Origin of the sequence: Acinetobacter sp. ANC 4204, from assembly GCF_002135205.1 — a bacterium.
Taxonomy (GTDB): Bacteria; Pseudomonadota; Gammaproteobacteria; order Pseudomonadales; family Moraxellaceae; genus Acinetobacter.
The window spans coordinates 282,676-298,814 of record NZ_NEFZ01000004.1; the positions used below are offsets into that span (position 1 = coordinate 282,676).

The following is a 16,139-nucleotide window of genomic DNA, read 5'->3' on the forward strand; positions in this document are numbered from 1 at the left end:
CATGTTCCATTTACATAAGAGGTTGGAATCTAAGCAAATAAAGGAGGTGCACGCCCCTGAGGCGTTAGAAAAAGTCGCTGGAGAACAAAATAGACATGTTTAAATGCTTTCTGAAAAGACATTAAACGAATTTGAATACGATCTAAAATAGGGTTTAGATCAATCTCTAAATTTGCGACCAAATGACCATATGCAGTACAGAACATACATTGATGATCTAACTGATGATGATGTGCGGTTTTTGCAGTTTCTAACTTAATAGCATCAACATCGTGATGGTGTGATACATGTTGATGCTGTAGTTCTTGATTTTGTATCTGAGCTTTTAAATCGGAAATAGTTACGCATACCAGTGAGAATTGAAATTTCTCTGGTAGTAAAGGTTGCATAAAAACGGTTATTTGCAACAACATCGCAACTATCGCAAGGACAAATGCAGCTCTCAATTCAATATATAAATTGTAAAATCATAATTAACAATACCATTATTACTTTAAGATATCTAATGAGTAAAACTGATGAAATAATTCAATTTTAAAAAATCGAAAATCTTAAAGCACAAAGATTTAGATAATAATCGAATGTGTAATAAATACCCCTACAATGTAGGGAAAATATTATCAACTACTTTACTTTATAAATTTTAATCATTATTTTTTAAAAGCAAAATTAATCATGCAAGATTTCAATATGAATTAATTCCGATTAAAATCAACCACTTAATTATATAAAATCTATTTTTAAAATACTTTAATTAGACAAATTAAATAAAAATCAAAGTCTTCAAATTTAATACAATGTACTTTTAATAAATATATATTCTGCTACAATCCATTTTCCTTACTTGGATAATTGAGACCATCTAAGTGATCATGGTTTTAGGAAGATTGCTAGTATTCTCTGCAATCTTGTTACAGATTGCTGTTTTTCTACAGCCTTTACTTCCAGAGAAATATCAAATTTCTCCTGTCTGTGAAACTATTGTCCATGCACTTCAATTAGATACTTCTCACCATGAGCATAGCTCAAATCATTCTACGCATAATCACTCTCATCAAGAGTTGGATTTAGCTAATCATGATACTGAAAAGCTTAATCATGCATATCTCAAACAAAAATCTTCATCTAGCCATCATCACGATGCAAATCATCAATGTCAGTACTGTGTAGTTTACGCACATGTCGTTCCACTACCAGACATGGGTGTTAAAGAAGTAGTCGTGAGAATTCAAGTTCGGTTATTAGCTTTTAAAGAAGCTTTCTTTCATATCTTCTTTCTTTTAAAACAATTATTTCTGATCCCTCAAGGTCGAGCACCTCCTGTCTCTTTTGCTGTGTAAATTTATTGGCAATTCCTTATTGTTTGAAATTTAATTAGTTGAAGAGACTAATCGCTATGTTTTTACTTTTAAAAAATGCACATATCTGTGTAGGCACACTCATATCAGAGCATATGCAATCTAGAGCATGCTTCGGATGTGGAGAGTTGCTATGACCTTAGGTTTTACGGCACTTGAGTTAGCACGTATTCAGTTTGCATTCACGGTGTCATTTCATATTATTTTCCCTGCGATTTCTATTGGGCTGGCAAGTTTTCTTGCTGTTTTGGAATGGCAATGGCTTAGAACAAACGACTCTATTTATCATGATTTATTCAAATTCTGGGTGAAAGTATTTGCATTGTCATTCGGCATGGGTGTCGTTTCTGGTGTCGTAATGAGCTATCAGTTTGGAACAAACTGGAGTGAATTTTCTCGATTTGCAGGAGGCATTACAGGCCCCTTACTAAGTTATGAAGTTCTAAGTGCCTTCTTCTTAGAGGCTGGATTTTTAGGCATTATGCTTTTTGGATGGGGTCGAGTCGGCAAAAAAGCACACTTTTTTGCCACATTAATGGTCGCTATCGGTACATGTATTTCAATGTTCTGGATTTTGTCTTCAAACAGTTGGATGCAGACACCTCAAGGCTTCACCATTGAAAATGGAATTGTAGTACCTCAAGATTGGTTTGCTATTGTTTTTAACCCGTCCTTTATCTATCGCTTATTCCATATGGCACTTGCAGCCTTTTTAGTGGCAGCTCTTCTTGTTGCTGCTACTGCTGCTTGGCACTTACTCAAAGGCCGTAGAGATGCATTAGTCAAAACATCATTTTCTATGGCACTTTGGTTAATCCTCATTTTAGCTCCCCTCCAAGTTTTTATAGGTGATGCCCATGGTTTAAATACCCTAAAACATCAACCAGCCAAACTTGCTGCTATGGAAGGCCATTGGGAAACGAACCATGATCATGGGATGCCCTTATATTTATTTGGTATTCCTGATATGCAAGAAGAACGCACGAAATATGCGATTTCAATTCCACATTTAGGAAGCTTAATTCTGACCCACTCCATGAATGGGACGGTGAAAGGATTAAAAGACTTTGCGCCTGAAGATCGCCCAAATTCAACAATAGTATTTTGGAGTTTCCGTATCATGGTTGGGCTAGGTATGCTTATGCTCTTCCTTGCAGTCACTGCCCTATGGCTCAGAAAAAAAGGCAGCCTCTATGAGAGTAAGTGGTTTCATCGCTTTGCAATCCTGATGGGCCCTTCAGGCTTCATCGCCTTACTCGCAGGTTGGTTCACCACAGAAGTAGGACGTCAGCCATGGATTATCTATGGCGTTATGAGGACAAAAGATGCCCTTTCTCCTGTTTCGGCGGAACAGGTTGGATTAACTCTGATTATTTTTGTGATTGTGTATTTCATTGTTTTTGGTGTGGGCATTTATTACCTGCTCAAACTCATGCATAAAGGACCTGAGTTTTTACATAACGCACCAGAAGAAATTGGAGGTGTTGGCCATTTCAAAACACCAATGCGACCTCTGAGTGCCATTGATGAAAAAATTGATGATCAGGATCAAGGAGCATCTTCATGATTGATTTATCTTTAATCTGGATTGTCATTATTGCAGTTGGTGTTTTTATTTACGTTGTACTTGATGGCTTTGATTTAGGTATAGGGATTTTATTCCCCTTTATTAAAAATCAGCAGGAACGTGATGTCATGATGAACACCGTTGCCCCCGTTTGGGATGGTAATGAGACATGGATGGTTTTAGGTGGTGCTGGTCTTTTTGCGGCTTTCCCTATCGTCTATTCAGCGGTTCTGTCAGCCTTATATTTACCTATCATCTTGATGGTAATAGCTTTGATTTTTAGAGGCGTGGCTTTTGAGTTTCGTTTCAAAGCCAATCGAACAAAGTACATTTGGGATAATGCATTTATTTGGGGCTCTATTGTTGCCAGTTTCTTACAAGGGGTAATCTTAGGCGCTTATATTCAGGGTATTGATATTGTTGATAATCGCTACGCTGGTGGTGGCTTTGACTGGTTAACACCTTTTTCATTATTTACAGGTTTGGGTGTTGTAGTTGTTTACGCAGCATTGGGATGTGGTTGGCTCATCATGAAGACTGATGACGTACTACAAAAGCATATGTATAAATTAATGCCCAAGCTTTTGATTGGCTTATTGGTTATTTTCATTGCTGTCAGTATCTATACGCCAATCGCACATCCACAAATTGCTGAGCGTTGGTTTAATCCCACTCAATTGATTTATTTTAGCCCAGTACCTTTACTTGTTCTAGTTTGTACCGTTTTAGCAGTGCGATCATGTATTAAGCAAAATCAAGCTATGCCCTTTTTATATACCTTAGGACTCGTATTTCTGGCTTATACAGGATTTTGTATCAGTATTTTTCCATACATTATCCCGCCCTCAATTACCATTTGGGATGCTGCTGCACCTGCCAATAGCCAGCTTTTCGCACTGATTGGGGCACTGATCTTGATTCCAATCATACTGCTCTATACCGCCCTATCATATTGGGTATTTAGAGATAAAGTTCGTGTTGGAGATGAAGGTTATCATTAAAGGAATTGCTAATGAAATTATCTAAATTTCAATGGTTCATCTTGTTATGGCTAGTCGGTTTCTTAAGTTTATTGGTGATTGCTATGAGCTTTAGATTCTTACTTCAACTTGCTTATTAGGTCCTTGGAAAGAAGAGGATATTATGCATCTACTTCAACAGCACCATGTGAATTTCAATCATGATTTCCCTTATATCGTTAATTTAACATTAGCTCAGGAAATCATTAGGGCACGTAAAAAAATGAATATCTCTCAACAACAGTTAGCATCTAAACTTGGCATATCCCCAAGAACGCTGGAAAGTTGGGAACGCGGAGTTCGCCATCCATCAAGTTCAGCACAGGCTTTAATCAAACTGTTTATTAAGTCACCTCAGTTTGTATTGGAAAATCTTTCCTGAAGAGCCTGAGCCATATTTTGAGTGATTTAAAAATCGTTAAGAACCGATACGAACCTGCAAAAAGATAACCGTATCGGTTTGGAGAAATTTTCATGTTTATTGTGATTACATCTCAGAACCGGCGTCATATTACGCCCCATGCGGGAAAATGTCGGAAATTCTGGAAATATGAATTAAAAGATGGAGAAGTGACTGACAAACAACTTATCGAAGTTGAAAAGGAGCAATCCTTTTCCCAGTCTGGAGAAGTGCTCGAAAAACTGCTGCCTATGGATATATTCGTAACTACGGGAATGGGCGATCGATTACGAGAAAAACTCAGAAATATTGGTGTTCATGTCATGGTAACGGCAGAAATTGAACCAGAACAATTTATCTGCAGTTTAATTTCAGCCAAATAAAATTCTGGATGGAAGCTGTAATTTATCATGAACAAAATAAGAAAACCCTGCAGATGCAGGGTTTTCTTATTTAATTTATTATTGTGAAGTATAAGAACCATCAACAGTATATTGACTGCCGGTCACAAATGAAGCTTCATCAGATAATAGAAAAGCCACTACTTGAGCAACTTCTTCTGGTTTACCCAATCGGCCAACTGGATGAAGTTTCACTAATTCTGATTCCTCAAATTCTCCAATTAATGGGGTTTGGATATAACCAGGATGAACGGAATTAATGCGTATACCTTGATCAGCGTACTCCAATGATGCAGTCTTTGTCAGACCAGTCACACCATGCTTCGCCGCAACATATGCTGAGATGTTCTTTGTCCCGACTAAACCTAAGATTGATGCGGTGTTAACAATCGCTCCACCACCTGACTTAAGTATTACTGGAATCTGATAATGCAGCCCATAGAAAACAGCATTCAAATTAATATCTATGACTCTACGCCAGGCCTCTATACTCAACTCAGCAATCGGATTGACGTCACCTAAGATACCCGCATTATTAAAGGCTAAATGCAGAGCCCCAAAGCTTTCCACGGCAAACTCAACAGCTTGCTTCATTTCCTCAGGATGAGATGTATCTGTTTTATTCGCAACAGCATGGCCGCCAGCAGCTATAATTTCAGCTGCAACTTTCTCAGCCGCATCAAGATTAATATCTGAAACAACAACTTTTGCCCCTTGTTGAGCAAGAAGCAGCGCTGTACTTCGCCCAATACCCGAACCTGCACCTGTAACTAAAGCCACTTTATTATTAAAACGTGTTGACATCATAAACCTCTCTTTTTTATAAAATGAGCATGTGAGCCATGCCCGTGCTTGAACCGTTTTACGCTCTATTTCTTCACTTGGATTGCAAATTGAATTACATGGCATTTTCCGTTATGTAACTTGCCTTCATGACGTTCCTGCTCACCCACATAAAAATGATAAAGATGATCATTTTTAAATACTGATAGAAACGACATTGGATCGTACAAATAGTTAATATCTTTCGGGCCACCGGTTTGATAATCAATCTGCTCTTTAGAATAAAGCTCTCCAATAAACCAGCCATTGTTTGTCAATGCTTGACGTATCCCTGTGAGAACATTAAATTGAGTATTTTCGTCAAAATGCCCATACACACACATCACATTTTGATAACACTCTCTTGGCCATTCGACATCATTGAGATCAATATTTCTAAGTGTGAAGTCAAAACCAGCTTGTTGGTTTTTTGCAGATAAGTGTTGCAAAGCAACTTTTGAGTAATCCCATATTTCTGCCGAAAATGAATCATTTTGCTGTTTCGCTTTATCAGCCAAATAAAGGATATTTCTCCCCTCACCCTCTGCTATAGCAAGAGTTTTTCCCACAATTGGAACCTGATCTGCTATCTGTTGAATAAAATGATTGGGCGAAATGCCATACAGATCCTGTGTTTGCGAATAAAGATTATCCCAGTGCTGATTCATATCGTTTCCCAATGATTGAAAAAATTAAGCTGTGAATTCTTTAAATGCTTCCAATGCATTAGCGGCATACATCAATGAAGGACCGCCCCCCATATAAACTGCAACACCAAGCACTTCCTCTAATTCTTGCAATGTCATTCCCATTTTGACTAGGGTTCTGACATGAAAACCGATACATCCATCACATCGTGCTGCAACACCAATCGCTAAGGCAATCAGTTCTTTGGTTTTAGGATCAATAACACCATCTCGCATTGCAACTTGTGACAATTGATTAAAACTTTTCATTAAATCAGGAGAATCCTGTGCTAATGTTTTTAAACTGCCTGAAATATTTTGAGTTAATTCTTTGTACTTCATGATTTTCTCACTTGAATATCTATAAACTTAGATTAGACTTAAAATAGGAATCTAGTTATTTCTCTACTGGATAACCCTGATCTAGCCATGCTTGAAATCCCCCCTGAACAGATTTCACCTGAGTAAACCCCATATTCTGTAAAGTATCTGTAGCCAGAGCTGATCGTCCACCCGTCCCACAAATCAAATAAATCGGCTGATCTTTAAGATGTTCTAGTGCTTGCAAGGTATCGCAATGATGGCTCGCCACAGGATGCTGGTGAATTCTCATTTCTAAAACACCACGAGGATAGTTCACAGCGCGATCAATAGATGCTGTTTGAAACTCTTCAGGCTCTCGAACATCTATCAGGATCGTTTTATGGTTTTTGATTGCATCAAATAAGTCATGTACACTGACTTCTTGAATTCGGCTTTTTGCCATTGAAATTAATTGATCTGCTGTTTTCATTACTTTTCACCTCTTCCGATCTATAGAAATCTGGTCTCTGATTAAACGTTCATGTCTTTAAAATGCAGTTTTTAAATTTGGCTCTAATCTCTTGCTTGTATTAAGTTATGATGACTGTAGAAATTAAATAAAATGCTACGCTTATGACAGTTATGGCAAAAATCTTTTGGATTTGACTATTCTTAACTAGAGGCATCAAACTTCGACCAAGCAACATGCCGGCCATGCAAGCTAAAACGAAAGTCAGCGTGACCGAAACGGGGTATTGAAAACCATCTAAAATATGAGCTGAAATACTGACACCACCTATCAGGAAAATAATCATCAAGGAGGTCGCAACAATACTTCGCATATCAAGATCAGTTACTTTACTCAGTGCTGGAACAATCACGAAACCACCACCCACTCCAAGCAAGCCGGTTAACAAACCTGCCACCATACCAATAATACCGAGAGACAAAGCAGTCTTCATATTCCAGATCAGGCGACCTGTAGTTTGATTAACCTTGCACAGCGCATTTTCATGATCATGGACTTTATTAAAGAATATCCGGTAAGCAACAACGAGCATGACTAAACTGAATGCCAAGGTAAGCCATACAGGAGAAATGATTCCTCCCAGATGCACACCATAACGTGCTGAAGGAATGCTGATCAGTGCAATCCAAAGCGCAGCCCGATAACGTACTATCTTCTTAAATAAGCCTTCAAATGTTCCAACCAAGGCAGATAAAGTGACTGCAAGCAAGCCCACAGGTGCAGCTTGTGCGACCGTCCATCCTTGACTTGCCATCAGTGCGGGTACAGCCAGAATGCCACCACCTGCACCTGTTAACCCTAGCAAACCACCGATGACTAAGCCTTCAAGTATTAGCATCCACATCGCTACTGTCACCCTCTCTTACCAAACCAATTAAACAAAACTTGTGGTTTAATTTTAAAATTTGCCTATTTGAAGTAATTAAGTGGAAGCTTTAAATAAGAAACACCATTCTCTTCTGGTTCAGGGAATTGTCCTGCTTTCATATTGATCTGTATCGAAGGTAAAATCAGTTTGGGCATACTTAAACCCGCATCGCGTTTATTACGCATTTCAACAAAATCATCTTTGGTCGTGCTATCGTGAATATGGATGTTCTGATTTTTTTGAGTCTGAATATCCGTTTCACACATATAGGTATCGCGCTTTTCTGGCAAATAATCATGGCAGAGAAATACGCGTGTTTTCTCAGGCAATTGATATAAGCTTTGTATTGAATCAAAAAGAATTGACGCGCTTCCCCTTGGGAAATCACAGCGTGCCGTACCATAATCCGGCATAAACAAGGTATCGCCCACAAACACGGCATCACCGATGACATAACTCAAGCAGGCTGGTGTATGTCCAGGAGTGGGAATGTTATATGCTTCGATTGAACCAATTAGAAATTGCTCATGATCATCAAACAAATAATCAAATAATTGCTGGGTATTCCACTGTTTGATATCCAAATGATAGATCGCAGCAAAGGTCTCTTGTACCGCAGCAATTCTCTGACTCATGGCGATTTTTCCGCCTAATTCGGTTTTGAGATATTGTGCAGCAGTTAAATGATCGGCATGAACATGGGTTTCTAAAATCCACCCGACTGTTAAACCCTGCGCTTTGACATAGGTAATGATCTGATCGGCATGTGTGGTAGAAGTTGTGGCTGATGCAGCATCATAGTCCAGCACACTGTCAATAATTGCACATGACTGGGTAGCTGGATCACTCACCACGTAACTGAAAGTGTTCGTATCTTCATGAAAAAAATCTTTTACAACAGGGGAATTTGACATGATTAAGCTCCTGTCCACTTACGGTGAAGCAAGACGCCTGCAAGCATCGCGACAATAAAATACAGAACCTGATAATGCCCAAGACCAATCAAGGTAAAACTGGGTGCAGGACATATCCCAGCAATCCCCCAACCAATACCAAATAAAAGACTGCCCGAGATCAGTTTAGGATCAATTTCATGATTGCCTGGTAATTCAATTGGTTCATTAAATACGGTTTTGGGTGCTTTACTTCGTACTGCTTTTTGAAAAGGAATAATTGCAACCATGATCGCTCCAATCATTACGAAAGCCAGACTCGCATCCCAATCACCAAACAAATCTAAGAAGTTTAGAACTTTTTCTGGATTAGACATCCCAGAAACCATCAAACCTATAGAAAATAAACCGCCGAAAATGAAAGCCAGAAAATTCTTCATTTAGAAAGCTCCTGTGACATGGCGAATCATGTAAACCGTAACAAATCCAGCGAACATAAAACTCATGGTGGCTAAAATAGAACGTTTAGATAAGCGACTGATCCCACAAATGCCATGACCGCTGGTACAGCCTGAACCTAAGCGTGTCCCAAAACCCACCAATAGCCCAGCAATGATCATCATCAACGGACTGGCATTCAATTCAATTTCAGGCTTTATCCATAGTCCATATACAAATGGCACAGTAGTTAAGCCCAATAAGAACCAAATAGCAGGCGTCTTAAATATCGTTTGAGAGTTTAGAATTTGTGCAACTAATCCACTAATTCCAGCAACACGACCATGTACATATAGGTAGGCAACTACAGCTGCACCTAGCAATAATCCCCCCGTAAAGGAAATCAAATAGTCAGACATACAATTCAAATCACGCTAACAATATACTTATTAATATTATATAATTAAATAATACACAAGTGTTACTTTATTTTTTTGTATAATAATAAGATGATTTTTAGGATACGCTTATGAAAACCAATGAATTAAAAATGAAAATAGATCTTTCAAAAGTCGACCTTGTCACTGATTGTCTAAAAGTCTTATCGAATCCTGATCGTCTTAAAATTTTATGTGTCTTAATTGATGGTGAGCTGAATGTTCAACAAATTGAAAAAACCGCTCAGGTATACCAACCAACATTGTCACAACAACTAACGATACTCAGAAAAAGTAAAATGGTATCGACACGCCGCGAAGGCAAACAAATCTTTTATCAATTTAGTGATATGAGAATATTGCAAATCATGCAGACCCTATACGGCTTATATTGTATGGAGAATATGAACTTAGACTAGAAATGTTCATTCCTTAAAATATTTCGTATTTGGAATAACAGACTCTTCTGCTCACTTTTCAAGCAAAAAAAGTCTGTTACTTTTTTTCAAATCAATTATCTGACGATTGCTCTAAGTTCTCCCACTCAGGAAATGGATTAACCATAAGCTTCCACTGCTCAGGTCCTCCGACAATTTCCACATCCGTCAGTAAACATTGGTCAAACTGTTGGATTAAACCCTGTTCATCCATATCCATTCCAATCATTACAATTTCCTGTCGTGCATCCCCAGTACGTTCATCCCAATTTCTGATGATTTCATCACGGCTTTGCTGATCTTCTGGCCAATGCTCGTCAGGAACCGTTGCCCACCAATAGCCGGCAACACCATGTCTAGCCATTGCACCCGCTTGTGACCAAGAAGCAGCAAACTCAGGGTTTGAGGCCAGCCAAAAATAGCCTTTCGAACGAACCACACCTTTCCATTCGGAATTGATGAAATCATAAAAGCGTTGAGGATGAAATGGTCGTCTTGCTCGATACACAAAACTTTTAATCCCATATTCTTCTGTTTCAGGTGTGTGTTCACCACGCAATTCTTTCAGCCAACCTGGAGCTTGAGAAGCTTCGTTAAAATCAAAAAGCCCTGTATTTAAAACTTTATCTAAATTGACTTTACCAAATTCAGAAATTTCAATTTTTGCTCGTGGATTAAGTTTATTTAGAATTGCAAATAAACGTTGTTTATCATCCTCATTAATCAAATCCACTTTATTTAGGATAATGACATCACAAAACTCAATTTGATCAATCAGCAGATCTACCACAGTACGTTCATCTTCCTCACCAAGTGATTCACCACGTTGTTGTAAGCTGTCATACGAGCTGTAATCTTTTAAAAAGTTAAAGGCATCAACGACCGTCACCATGGTATCCAATCGCGCAAACTCACTCAGTGACACTCCATTTTCATCTTCAAAAGTAAAGGTTTCTGCAACAGGTAAGGGTTCAGAAATCCCTGTTGACTCAATCACCAATTGGTCAAATCGGCATTCTTGTGCAAGGCGACGAACTTCGACCAGTAAATCTTCTCGCAAAGTACAGCAGATACAGCCATTACTCATTTCTACCAGTTTTTCATCAGTACGGGAAAGTTCTGCACCACCATCTCGTACTAAAGCAGCATCAATATTTACCTCCGACATATCATTAACAATGACCGCGATACGACGACCTTCACGGTTATTTAAAATATGATTGAGTAACGTCGTCTTACCTGCACCGAGGAATCCCGACAGCACAGTTACAGGTAATTTGGCTGGAGTGGCTAAAGAATTATCCATTGGCTTTCTCACTTATCTTAATAAAAGGCTTGTTACGTTTGGAAAAACATAAAGCACATTGACCTAATAGCTCTAAACAATGATGTTTAGGGCTAAAATCCTGATGAACAAGTGACTGTTCAAATACCTGAGTAAACTTAGGTGAATCAATAACTTGAACTGTATGAAAATCAGTACAAATTGTGATGAATAAGTAATTTTGTTTATTTTTCAATTCATACGCTAAATATTTATTCAATGTATCAAGTCTAAGTATTAAGCCATAGCCTGACAATTTTTTTAAAATACGGTAAATTTGTACTGGAGATTGCAAGCCGTAAGGTTTTACCTTTTCTAATAAAGCATAAGCACTTATTGCTTTCTGCTCATTTTGCAAAATTGTTAATACCCTTTGCTGTATCGCACTCAGTTTTAATTCACTCATCTATATTTCCTTTATCATTTCGATTAGACAAAAGCTGAGTGATACAGGGAGATGATGTACTTTTATGATCGGGTCCCCATGTGCGATATCCAGCACTATCAATATGAATTTGACCAGAAGTATATACCCCAAGTCCCATATTCAAACGATCACCATTTTTGACCCAAAATTGACACAAATTTGTTTTTGTTTGCTGAATCATTGTAAGTTCTTCTGGTATTGGTTGTTCTGGACCAATCCTAAAATCAAGCGCAGCATTAACAACATGTTTGGAAGAATCTGCTCCTTTCGCACAGCGATTTAGGGCAGAGTTACGGTAAACAGAAGTAACTGTAAAATCATCAATCACATTATCATTAATTAATTCCTTCAAAATATTTAAAGTCGGTACGATATTGTTCCAAATTTCTTGCGGTGGAATTTCATATTCTGATGCATGGCAGTTTTGCCAATCTCTTGCTGTTTGAAACAACTCAAATTCAGGCACTACAGTCTGTAAGCCTTTATTTTTTAAAAAATGTTGATAACGAAGAACTTGATTTTTATTAAAAGGTTGAGATAACCAGTTCTGATATGAAGCAGGTGTAATTTTCTGAAATGTTGGACGAGACTGTACAGATTTATGTTTGAATGTGTCATCTTCTTCCGAAGAGTAGGGTTGCGAAACAAAATGCCGTATTGGTTTTTGACTACATGCGATAAGACAAAAAAGTACCCCGAAAATTAAAAAATGTTTCATCACTCATTTATACCCTAATATCACAGCTCTCAATCTCATTGAGATTGCCTCAATATTTGTTATGTTATAACATAACAAATATATTTAAAAGCTGTTCTTCTTAATTTAAGTAGGAGGAATGAGATTTTATTTAATCATGTTATGCAATTTATAGAGGGTTAATAAGGAAAAAATAATGTCTGATTTGTATGTTTATAACGCTGAAACTCGCTCAAAAGAGCACTTTGAGCCCATCGTAGCAAACGAGATCAAGCTCTATGTCTGTGGAATCACCGTTTATGACTACTGTCATATTGGACATGCCAGAACCATGATTGCATTTGATTTGATTGTGCGCTTTTTAAGATCACAGGGCTGGAAAGTAAAATACATTCGTAATATTACGGATATCGATGACAAGATTATTCAAAAAGCACAAGACAACCACGAATCCATCGGTGAATTGACGGATCGCTTTATTCAATCAATGCATAAAGATTTTCAGACTTTAGGCTGCCTCTCTCCTGATGCAGAACCTAAAGCAACTGATTTTATTCAATATATTCAAACTATTATCCAAACCTTATTCCAAAAAAAATGCGCCTATCAAACATCAAATGGCGATATTTATTTTTCCATTGAAAGCTATCCTGACTATGGACGATTATCTGGTCGAAAATTAGCAGATATGCAAGCAGGTGCTAGCCAACGCATCAACATAGAAACTGAAAAACGTCACCCTTTTGATTTTGTGCTCTGGAAAGCTTCAAAACCCAATGAACCTTTTTGGCAATCGCCTTGGGGAAATGAGCGACCAGGTTGGCATATTGAATGTTCGGCAATGTCAATGTGTCATCTTGGCAACCATTTTGATATTCATGGCGGTGGGGGTGATTTAATTTTCCCACATCATGAAAATGAAATTGCGCAGAGTGAAGCTGCAACTGGAGAAAAATATGTGAATTACTGGTTGCATACAGGCTTCATCAATGTCAATGGGGAAAAAATGTCGAAATCATTAGGTAATTTTCTCACCATCCGCGATGCATTCAAGACTTATCATCCTGAAGTCATTCGCTTATCAATGATTAGTTCTCATTATCGGAGTCCTATTGATTTCTCTGATCATATTTTAAAAGACACACAAAAAGTATTGTCTCGATTCTATCAAGCAATTTACCACGCACAACCTTTTATCACATCAAAAGATGATGCTATTAAAACAGAACTAAACAGTAATCCTTTTATACAAAAATTTAACCAAGCCATGAATGATGACTTTAACACCCCTGAAGCACTCGTCATTTGTTTTGACTTATTGAAGCAGTTAAATATAGCCTTAAAAGAAGAGAACCAAGAAAACGTTATTAAGAATTATCAGTTACTTCTTTGGATCGGCAATATTCTAAATATTTTTCAGTATGATCCTGAGAAAATATTAAAGTACTCAGCTAGCGAACAAGATTCACCCCTTTCCGACCAGGAAATCCAAGAAGCGATTCTGGCAAGAAATACAGCACGAACCAATAAACAATATGCTTTAGCAGATCAAATTCGACAGAAATTACTTAAAAGTGGCATCCTTTTAGAGGATACCCAGACACAAACAATTTGGAGACTCAATCAATAATGAATGATGTTTACTTATTAAGATTCATCCTCCCCATCTTTATCAAATACGGATTACACATATGGCGATTAGCAATCAAGACCTGAGAAAAGCAGGACTAAAAGTCACTCTTCCGCGAATAAAAATTTTAGAAATATTGGAAAACTCAATTCCTCACCATCTGAGTGCCGAGGATATTTATAAAAAACTATTGGAGCAAGATGAGGATGTTGGACTAGCAACGGTCTATCGTGTCTTAACTCAATTTGAAATGGCAGGTATTATTCAACGCCATAATTTTGATCACAATCATGCTGTATTTGAGATAAAGCAAAATACTTCGCACGATCATCTTGTCTGTCAAGAAACAAACCAAATCATTGAGTTTAAGAATGAAGAAATTGAAAAATTGCTTCTAGATATTGCAACAACACATGATTTTCAACTCACAGGACATTCTCTGATCTTATTTGGATATTGTAGAAATTCAACTGAGTAAAATAAAAATCGACTATTTATCAGTTCTTATCACAAGCATACTAGAAACAACACCCGTTAAATGTTATGTTATAACATAACATTTAACACTTACTTTCAATTATGAATGCCTTGCAGCTCCCAGATGTCTCATCTGAACCTTTTCTGAATATGCATGCCTATCCTCTCGATTGGGTCGGAATGGAGAATATCGCCTTACCTCTTCAAATTCAAAATACACTGTGCGCCAGTAAAGTGAATGCCTATGTCAGCTTAGATGATCCTCAGGCTAAAGGTATTCATATGTCTAGACTGTATACTCGACTGCTGGAACTCCATGCCCTACCTGACCTAACTTTAAGTAAAATTTATCAAGCGCTTCAAGATTTTTTAGCGAGCCATACTGAGCTCTCTCAACAAGCCCGCCTTGATATTCAAGCGGAGTTTAATTTAGAACAACCTGCTTTAGTCAGCGCACTATCGGGCTGGAAAAGTTATCCATTTAGCTTATCCTGTAAGTTAAGTGAGCATACTTTTGAAGCAGAATTAGCAATAGAAATCACCTACTCCTCAACATGTCCTTGTTCTGCTGCTTTAGCACGTGACCTCATTCAAAAAAGCTTTCAAGATGCCATTGATACAAAAAAAATAAATCCACAAAACACCGATGAAGTTATGGCGTGGTTAGGTACAACAGATGCAATTGTAGCAACTCCACACAGCCAAAGAAGTTTTGCTCAGCTACGTTTTAAATTAGACCCTTGCTTACAGTCCATTCCAATTCGGCAATTCATTTCATATGCAGAACAAGCCTTGACAACACCCGTTCAAACAGCTGTCAAACGCGTAGATGAGCAAGCATTCGCATTAGCAAATGGTCAAAATTTAATGTTCTGTGAAGATGCTTTACGTCGCTTATACCACGCATTTGTCAACTACTCAGGTATTTCGGGATTTAACTTCAAAGTCATCCATGCTGAAAGTTTACATGCTCACGATGCAGTCGCTCAGGGATCATGGCAATGGTAGATTCAACAGTTTTTCTAGACATTGAACAAGGAAAGATGGGGCAATGTTATGAACTGAAAAGCATTATTGATGCTATTCCCTGGAACAAGGATGGACTAATCACTGCCATTGCCCAAGATGGACAAAGTAAAGATGTCTTAATGCTTGCTTGGATTAACCGTGATGCACTACTTGAAACCCTAAATACAAGACAGGTTTGCTATTGGTCTCGCTCGCGGAAGTGCTTATGGCGAAAAGGTGAAAGTTCAGGACATCGTCAAAAACTCATTGAAGCCAGACTTGATTGTGACGGTGACAGCATCCTTTTTTTGGTCGAGCAAACTGGACCAGCCTGCCACACTAATCGCCCCAATTGTTTTTATCTTGGATTAAACACACAACACGCCACAATTTTAACTCAGCCCATCATTTAGCTAAT

At 38.0% G+C, this 16,139-nt stretch carries 22 protein-coding genes; 10 read left to right on the plus strand and 12 right to left on the minus strand.

The annotated features are described in order from the left end of the window. Positions 1 to 29 precede the first annotated feature (29 nt). A complete protein-coding gene (locus B9T36_RS10580; protein ID WP_058952316.1) occupies positions 30 to 413 on the minus strand; it encodes a DUF2946 family protein in 384 nt (127 codons plus the stop codon). A 459-nt stretch (positions 414 to 872) separates the two neighbouring features. Between B9T36_RS10580 and B9T36_RS10585 the strand changes: the two genes are divergently transcribed. The 5 genes from B9T36_RS10585 (at position 873) to B9T36_RS10605 (ending at position 4,727) form a co-directional block, all read left to right on the plus strand. Beyond that, positions 873 to 1,340, plus strand: a complete 468-nt coding sequence (locus B9T36_RS10585) for a DUF2946 domain-containing protein (RefSeq protein WP_086209445.1) — start codon at positions 873 to 875, stop codon at positions 1,338 to 1,340. A 151-nt stretch (positions 1,341 to 1,491) separates the two neighbouring features. After that, on the plus strand, positions 1,492 to 2,925 hold the full coding sequence (locus B9T36_RS10590; protein ID WP_086209446.1) for a cytochrome ubiquinol oxidase subunit I: 1,434 nt from the start codon (positions 1,492 to 1,494) through the stop codon (positions 2,923 to 2,925). Next, positions 2,922 to 3,926, plus strand: a complete 1,005-nt coding sequence (gene cydB / locus B9T36_RS10595) for a cytochrome d ubiquinol oxidase subunit II (RefSeq protein WP_086209447.1) — start codon at positions 2,922 to 2,924, stop codon at positions 3,924 to 3,926. The genes B9T36_RS10590 and cydB overlap by 4 nt, the downstream gene beginning before the upstream one ends. Positions 3,927 to 4,068: 142 nt before the next feature. After that, the gene (locus tag B9T36_RS10600) at positions 4,069 to 4,326 is read left to right on the plus strand and encodes a helix-turn-helix domain-containing protein (protein WP_078192112.1); all 258 of its coding nucleotides are present in this window, start codon (positions 4,069 to 4,071) and stop codon (positions 4,324 to 4,326) included. A gap of 92 nt (positions 4,327 to 4,418) precedes the next feature. Beyond that, positions 4,419 to 4,727 (plus strand): NifB/NifX family molybdenum-iron cluster-binding protein, encoded by a 309-nt coding sequence (locus B9T36_RS10605; RefSeq protein WP_004859482.1) that lies wholly within the window; start codon positions 4,419 to 4,421, stop codon positions 4,725 to 4,727. A gap of 78 nt (positions 4,728 to 4,805) precedes the next feature. Here B9T36_RS10605 and B9T36_RS10610 read toward each other — a convergent pair whose 3' ends face one another. The 8 genes from B9T36_RS10610 to B9T36_RS10645 all read right to left on the minus strand — a co-directional run bounded on the left by B9T36_RS10610 (position 4,806) and on the right by B9T36_RS10645 (position 9,703). Then, positions 4,806 to 5,552: an SDR family NAD(P)-dependent oxidoreductase gene (locus B9T36_RS10610; RefSeq protein WP_228146997.1), complete on the minus strand. Its 747-nt coding sequence runs from the start codon at positions 5,550 to 5,552 to the stop codon at positions 4,806 to 4,808. Between the two features lie 62 nt (positions 5,553 to 5,614). Continuing rightward, positions 5,615 to 6,235 carry a methyltransferase domain-containing protein gene (locus B9T36_RS10615; protein WP_086209448.1) on the minus strand — a complete coding sequence of 207 codons (621 nt, stop codon included), beginning with the start codon at positions 6,233 to 6,235 and terminating at the stop codon, positions 5,615 to 5,617. Between the two features lie 24 nt (positions 6,236 to 6,259). After that, entirely contained in the window at positions 6,260 to 6,595 is a 336-nt protein-coding gene (locus B9T36_RS10620; RefSeq protein WP_004988488.1) for a carboxymuconolactone decarboxylase family protein, read from the minus strand. A 55-nt stretch (positions 6,596 to 6,650) separates the two neighbouring features. Further along, the gene (locus B9T36_RS10625) at positions 6,651 to 7,046 is read right to left on the minus strand and encodes a rhodanese-like domain-containing protein (RefSeq protein ID WP_086209449.1); all 396 of its coding nucleotides are present in this window, start codon (positions 7,044 to 7,046) and stop codon (positions 6,651 to 6,653) included. A 100-nt stretch (positions 7,047 to 7,146) separates the two neighbouring features. Beyond that, positions 7,147 to 7,929: a sulfite exporter TauE/SafE family protein gene (locus B9T36_RS10630; protein ID WP_086209450.1), complete on the minus strand. Its 783-nt coding sequence runs from the start codon at positions 7,927 to 7,929 to the stop codon at positions 7,147 to 7,149. 65 nt (positions 7,930 to 7,994) lie between these two features. Next, positions 7,995 to 8,867 carry an MBL fold metallo-hydrolase gene (locus B9T36_RS10635; RefSeq protein WP_086209451.1) on the minus strand — a complete coding sequence of 291 codons (873 nt, stop codon included), beginning with the start codon at positions 8,865 to 8,867 and terminating at the stop codon, positions 7,995 to 7,997. Between the two features lie 2 nt (positions 8,868 to 8,869). Next, positions 8,870 to 9,286: a YeeE/YedE family protein gene (locus tag B9T36_RS10640; protein WP_004859462.1), complete on the minus strand. Its 417-nt coding sequence runs from the start codon at positions 9,284 to 9,286 to the stop codon at positions 8,870 to 8,872. After that, the gene (locus B9T36_RS10645; protein ID WP_086209452.1) at positions 9,287 to 9,703 is read right to left on the minus strand and encodes a YeeE/YedE family protein; all 417 of its coding nucleotides are present in this window, start codon (positions 9,701 to 9,703) and stop codon (positions 9,287 to 9,289) included. Positions 9,704 to 9,813: 110 nt separating this feature from the next. Here B9T36_RS10645 and B9T36_RS10650 point away from each other — a divergent pair, with 110 nt between their 5' ends. Continuing rightward, entirely contained in the window at positions 9,814 to 10,140 is a 327-nt protein-coding gene (locus B9T36_RS10650) for an ArsR/SmtB family transcription factor (RefSeq protein ID WP_086209453.1), read from the plus strand. 91 nt (positions 10,141 to 10,231) lie between these two features. Here the strand turns inward: B9T36_RS10650 and zigA are convergent, their stop codons facing one another. The 3 genes from zigA to B9T36_RS10665 are packed head-to-tail and all read right to left on the minus strand — an operon-like array spanning position 10,232 to position 12,627. Beyond that, on the minus strand, positions 10,232 to 11,464 hold the full coding sequence (zigA, locus tag B9T36_RS10655) for a zinc metallochaperone GTPase ZigA (RefSeq protein ID WP_086209454.1): 1,233 nt from the start codon (positions 11,462 to 11,464) through the stop codon (positions 10,232 to 10,234). Continuing rightward, positions 11,457 to 11,888 carry a Fur family transcriptional regulator gene (locus B9T36_RS10660; protein ID WP_086209455.1) on the minus strand — a complete coding sequence of 144 codons (432 nt, stop codon included), beginning with the start codon at positions 11,886 to 11,888 and terminating at the stop codon, positions 11,457 to 11,459. The genes zigA and B9T36_RS10660 overlap by 8 nt, the downstream gene beginning before the upstream one ends. Then, the gene (locus B9T36_RS10665) at positions 11,881 to 12,627 is read right to left on the minus strand and encodes a D-Ala-D-Ala carboxypeptidase family metallohydrolase (protein ID WP_086209456.1); all 747 of its coding nucleotides are present in this window, start codon (positions 12,625 to 12,627) and stop codon (positions 11,881 to 11,883) included. The genes B9T36_RS10660 and B9T36_RS10665 overlap by 8 nt, the downstream gene beginning before the upstream one ends. A gap of 175 nt (positions 12,628 to 12,802) precedes the next feature. On the opposite strand from B9T36_RS10665, the gene cysS reads away from it, so the two are divergent. From cysS to hisI, 4 genes are all read left to right on the plus strand, one after another. Beyond that, complete coding sequence (gene cysS, locus B9T36_RS10670) at positions 12,803 to 14,236, plus strand: cysteine--tRNA ligase (RefSeq protein WP_086209457.1); 1,434 nt, start codon at positions 12,803 to 12,805, stop codon at positions 14,234 to 14,236. A gap of 61 nt (positions 14,237 to 14,297) precedes the next feature. Beyond that, positions 14,298 to 14,714, plus strand: a complete 417-nt coding sequence (gene fur / locus B9T36_RS10675; RefSeq protein ID WP_086209458.1) for a ferric iron uptake transcriptional regulator — start codon at positions 14,298 to 14,300, stop codon at positions 14,712 to 14,714. A gap of 101 nt (positions 14,715 to 14,815) precedes the next feature. After that, on the plus strand, positions 14,816 to 15,721 hold the full coding sequence (gene folE2, locus B9T36_RS10680) for a GTP cyclohydrolase FolE2 (RefSeq protein WP_086209459.1): 906 nt from the start codon (positions 14,816 to 14,818) through the stop codon (positions 15,719 to 15,721). Then, positions 15,715 to 16,134, plus strand: coding sequence for a phosphoribosyl-AMP cyclohydrolase (gene hisI, locus B9T36_RS10685; protein ID WP_086209460.1), 420 nt, complete (start codon positions 15,715 to 15,717; stop codon positions 16,132 to 16,134). The genes folE2 and hisI overlap by 7 nt, the downstream gene beginning before the upstream one ends. Positions 16,135 to 16,139: the final 5 nt, after the last annotated feature.

Coding starts and splice junctions, on each gene's coding strand:
- B9T36_RS10580 (WP_058952316.1), bottom strand. CDS start 413: ATGTTGTTGCAAATAACCGTTTTTATGCAACCTTTACTACCAGAGAAA.
- B9T36_RS10585 (WP_086209445.1), top strand. CDS start 873: ATGGTTTTAGGAAGATTGCTAGTATTCTCTGCAATCTTGTTACAGATT.
- B9T36_RS10590 (WP_086209446.1), top strand. CDS start 1,492: ATGACCTTAGGTTTTACGGCACTTGAGTTAGCACGTATTCAGTTTGCA.
- cydB (WP_086209447.1), top strand. CDS start 2,922: ATGATTGATTTATCTTTAATCTGGATTGTCATTATTGCAGTTGGTGTT.
- B9T36_RS10600 (WP_078192112.1), top strand. CDS start 4,069: ATGCATCTACTTCAACAGCACCATGTGAATTTCAATCATGATTTCCCT.
- B9T36_RS10605 (WP_004859482.1), top strand. CDS start 4,419: ATGTTTATTGTGATTACATCTCAGAACCGGCGTCATATTACGCCCCAT.
- B9T36_RS10610 (WP_228146997.1), bottom strand. CDS start 5,552: ATGATGTCAACACGTTTTAATAATAAAGTGGCTTTAGTTACAGGTGCA.
- B9T36_RS10615 (WP_086209448.1), bottom strand. CDS start 6,235: ATGAATCAGCACTGGGATAATCTTTATTCGCAAACACAGGATCTGTAT.
- B9T36_RS10620 (WP_004988488.1), bottom strand. CDS start 6,595: ATGAAGTACAAAGAATTAACTCAAAATATTTCAGGCAGTTTAAAAACA.
- B9T36_RS10625 (WP_086209449.1), bottom strand. CDS start 7,046: ATGAAAACAGCAGATCAATTAATTTCAATGGCAAAAAGCCGAATTCAA.
- B9T36_RS10630 (WP_086209450.1), bottom strand. CDS start 7,929: ATGTGGATGCTAATACTTGAAGGCTTAGTCATCGGTGGTTTGCTAGGG.
- B9T36_RS10635 (WP_086209451.1), bottom strand. CDS start 8,867: ATGTCAAATTCCCCTGTTGTAAAAGATTTTTTTCATGAAGATACGAAC.
- B9T36_RS10640 (WP_004859462.1), bottom strand. CDS start 9,286: ATGAAGAATTTTCTGGCTTTCATTTTCGGCGGTTTATTTTCTATAGGT.
- B9T36_RS10645 (WP_086209452.1), bottom strand. CDS start 9,703: ATGTCTGACTATTTGATTTCCTTTACGGGGGGATTATTGCTAGGTGCA.
- B9T36_RS10650 (WP_086209453.1), top strand. CDS start 9,814: ATGAAAACCAATGAATTAAAAATGAAAATAGATCTTTCAAAAGTCGAC.
- zigA (WP_086209454.1), bottom strand. CDS start 11,464: ATGGATAATTCTTTAGCCACTCCAGCCAAATTACCTGTAACTGTGCTG.
- B9T36_RS10660 (WP_086209455.1), bottom strand. CDS start 11,888: ATGAGTGAATTAAAACTGAGTGCGATACAGCAAAGGGTATTAACAATT.
- B9T36_RS10665 (WP_086209456.1), bottom strand. CDS start 12,627: ATGAAACATTTTTTAATTTTCGGGGTACTTTTTTGTCTTATCGCATGT.
- cysS (WP_086209457.1), top strand. CDS start 12,803: ATGTCTGATTTGTATGTTTATAACGCTGAAACTCGCTCAAAAGAGCAC.
- fur (WP_086209458.1), top strand. CDS start 14,298: ATGGCGATTAGCAATCAAGACCTGAGAAAAGCAGGACTAAAAGTCACT.
- folE2 (WP_086209459.1), top strand. CDS start 14,816: ATGAATGCCTTGCAGCTCCCAGATGTCTCATCTGAACCTTTTCTGAAT.
- hisI (WP_086209460.1), top strand. CDS start 15,715: ATGGTAGATTCAACAGTTTTTCTAGACATTGAACAAGGAAAGATGGGG.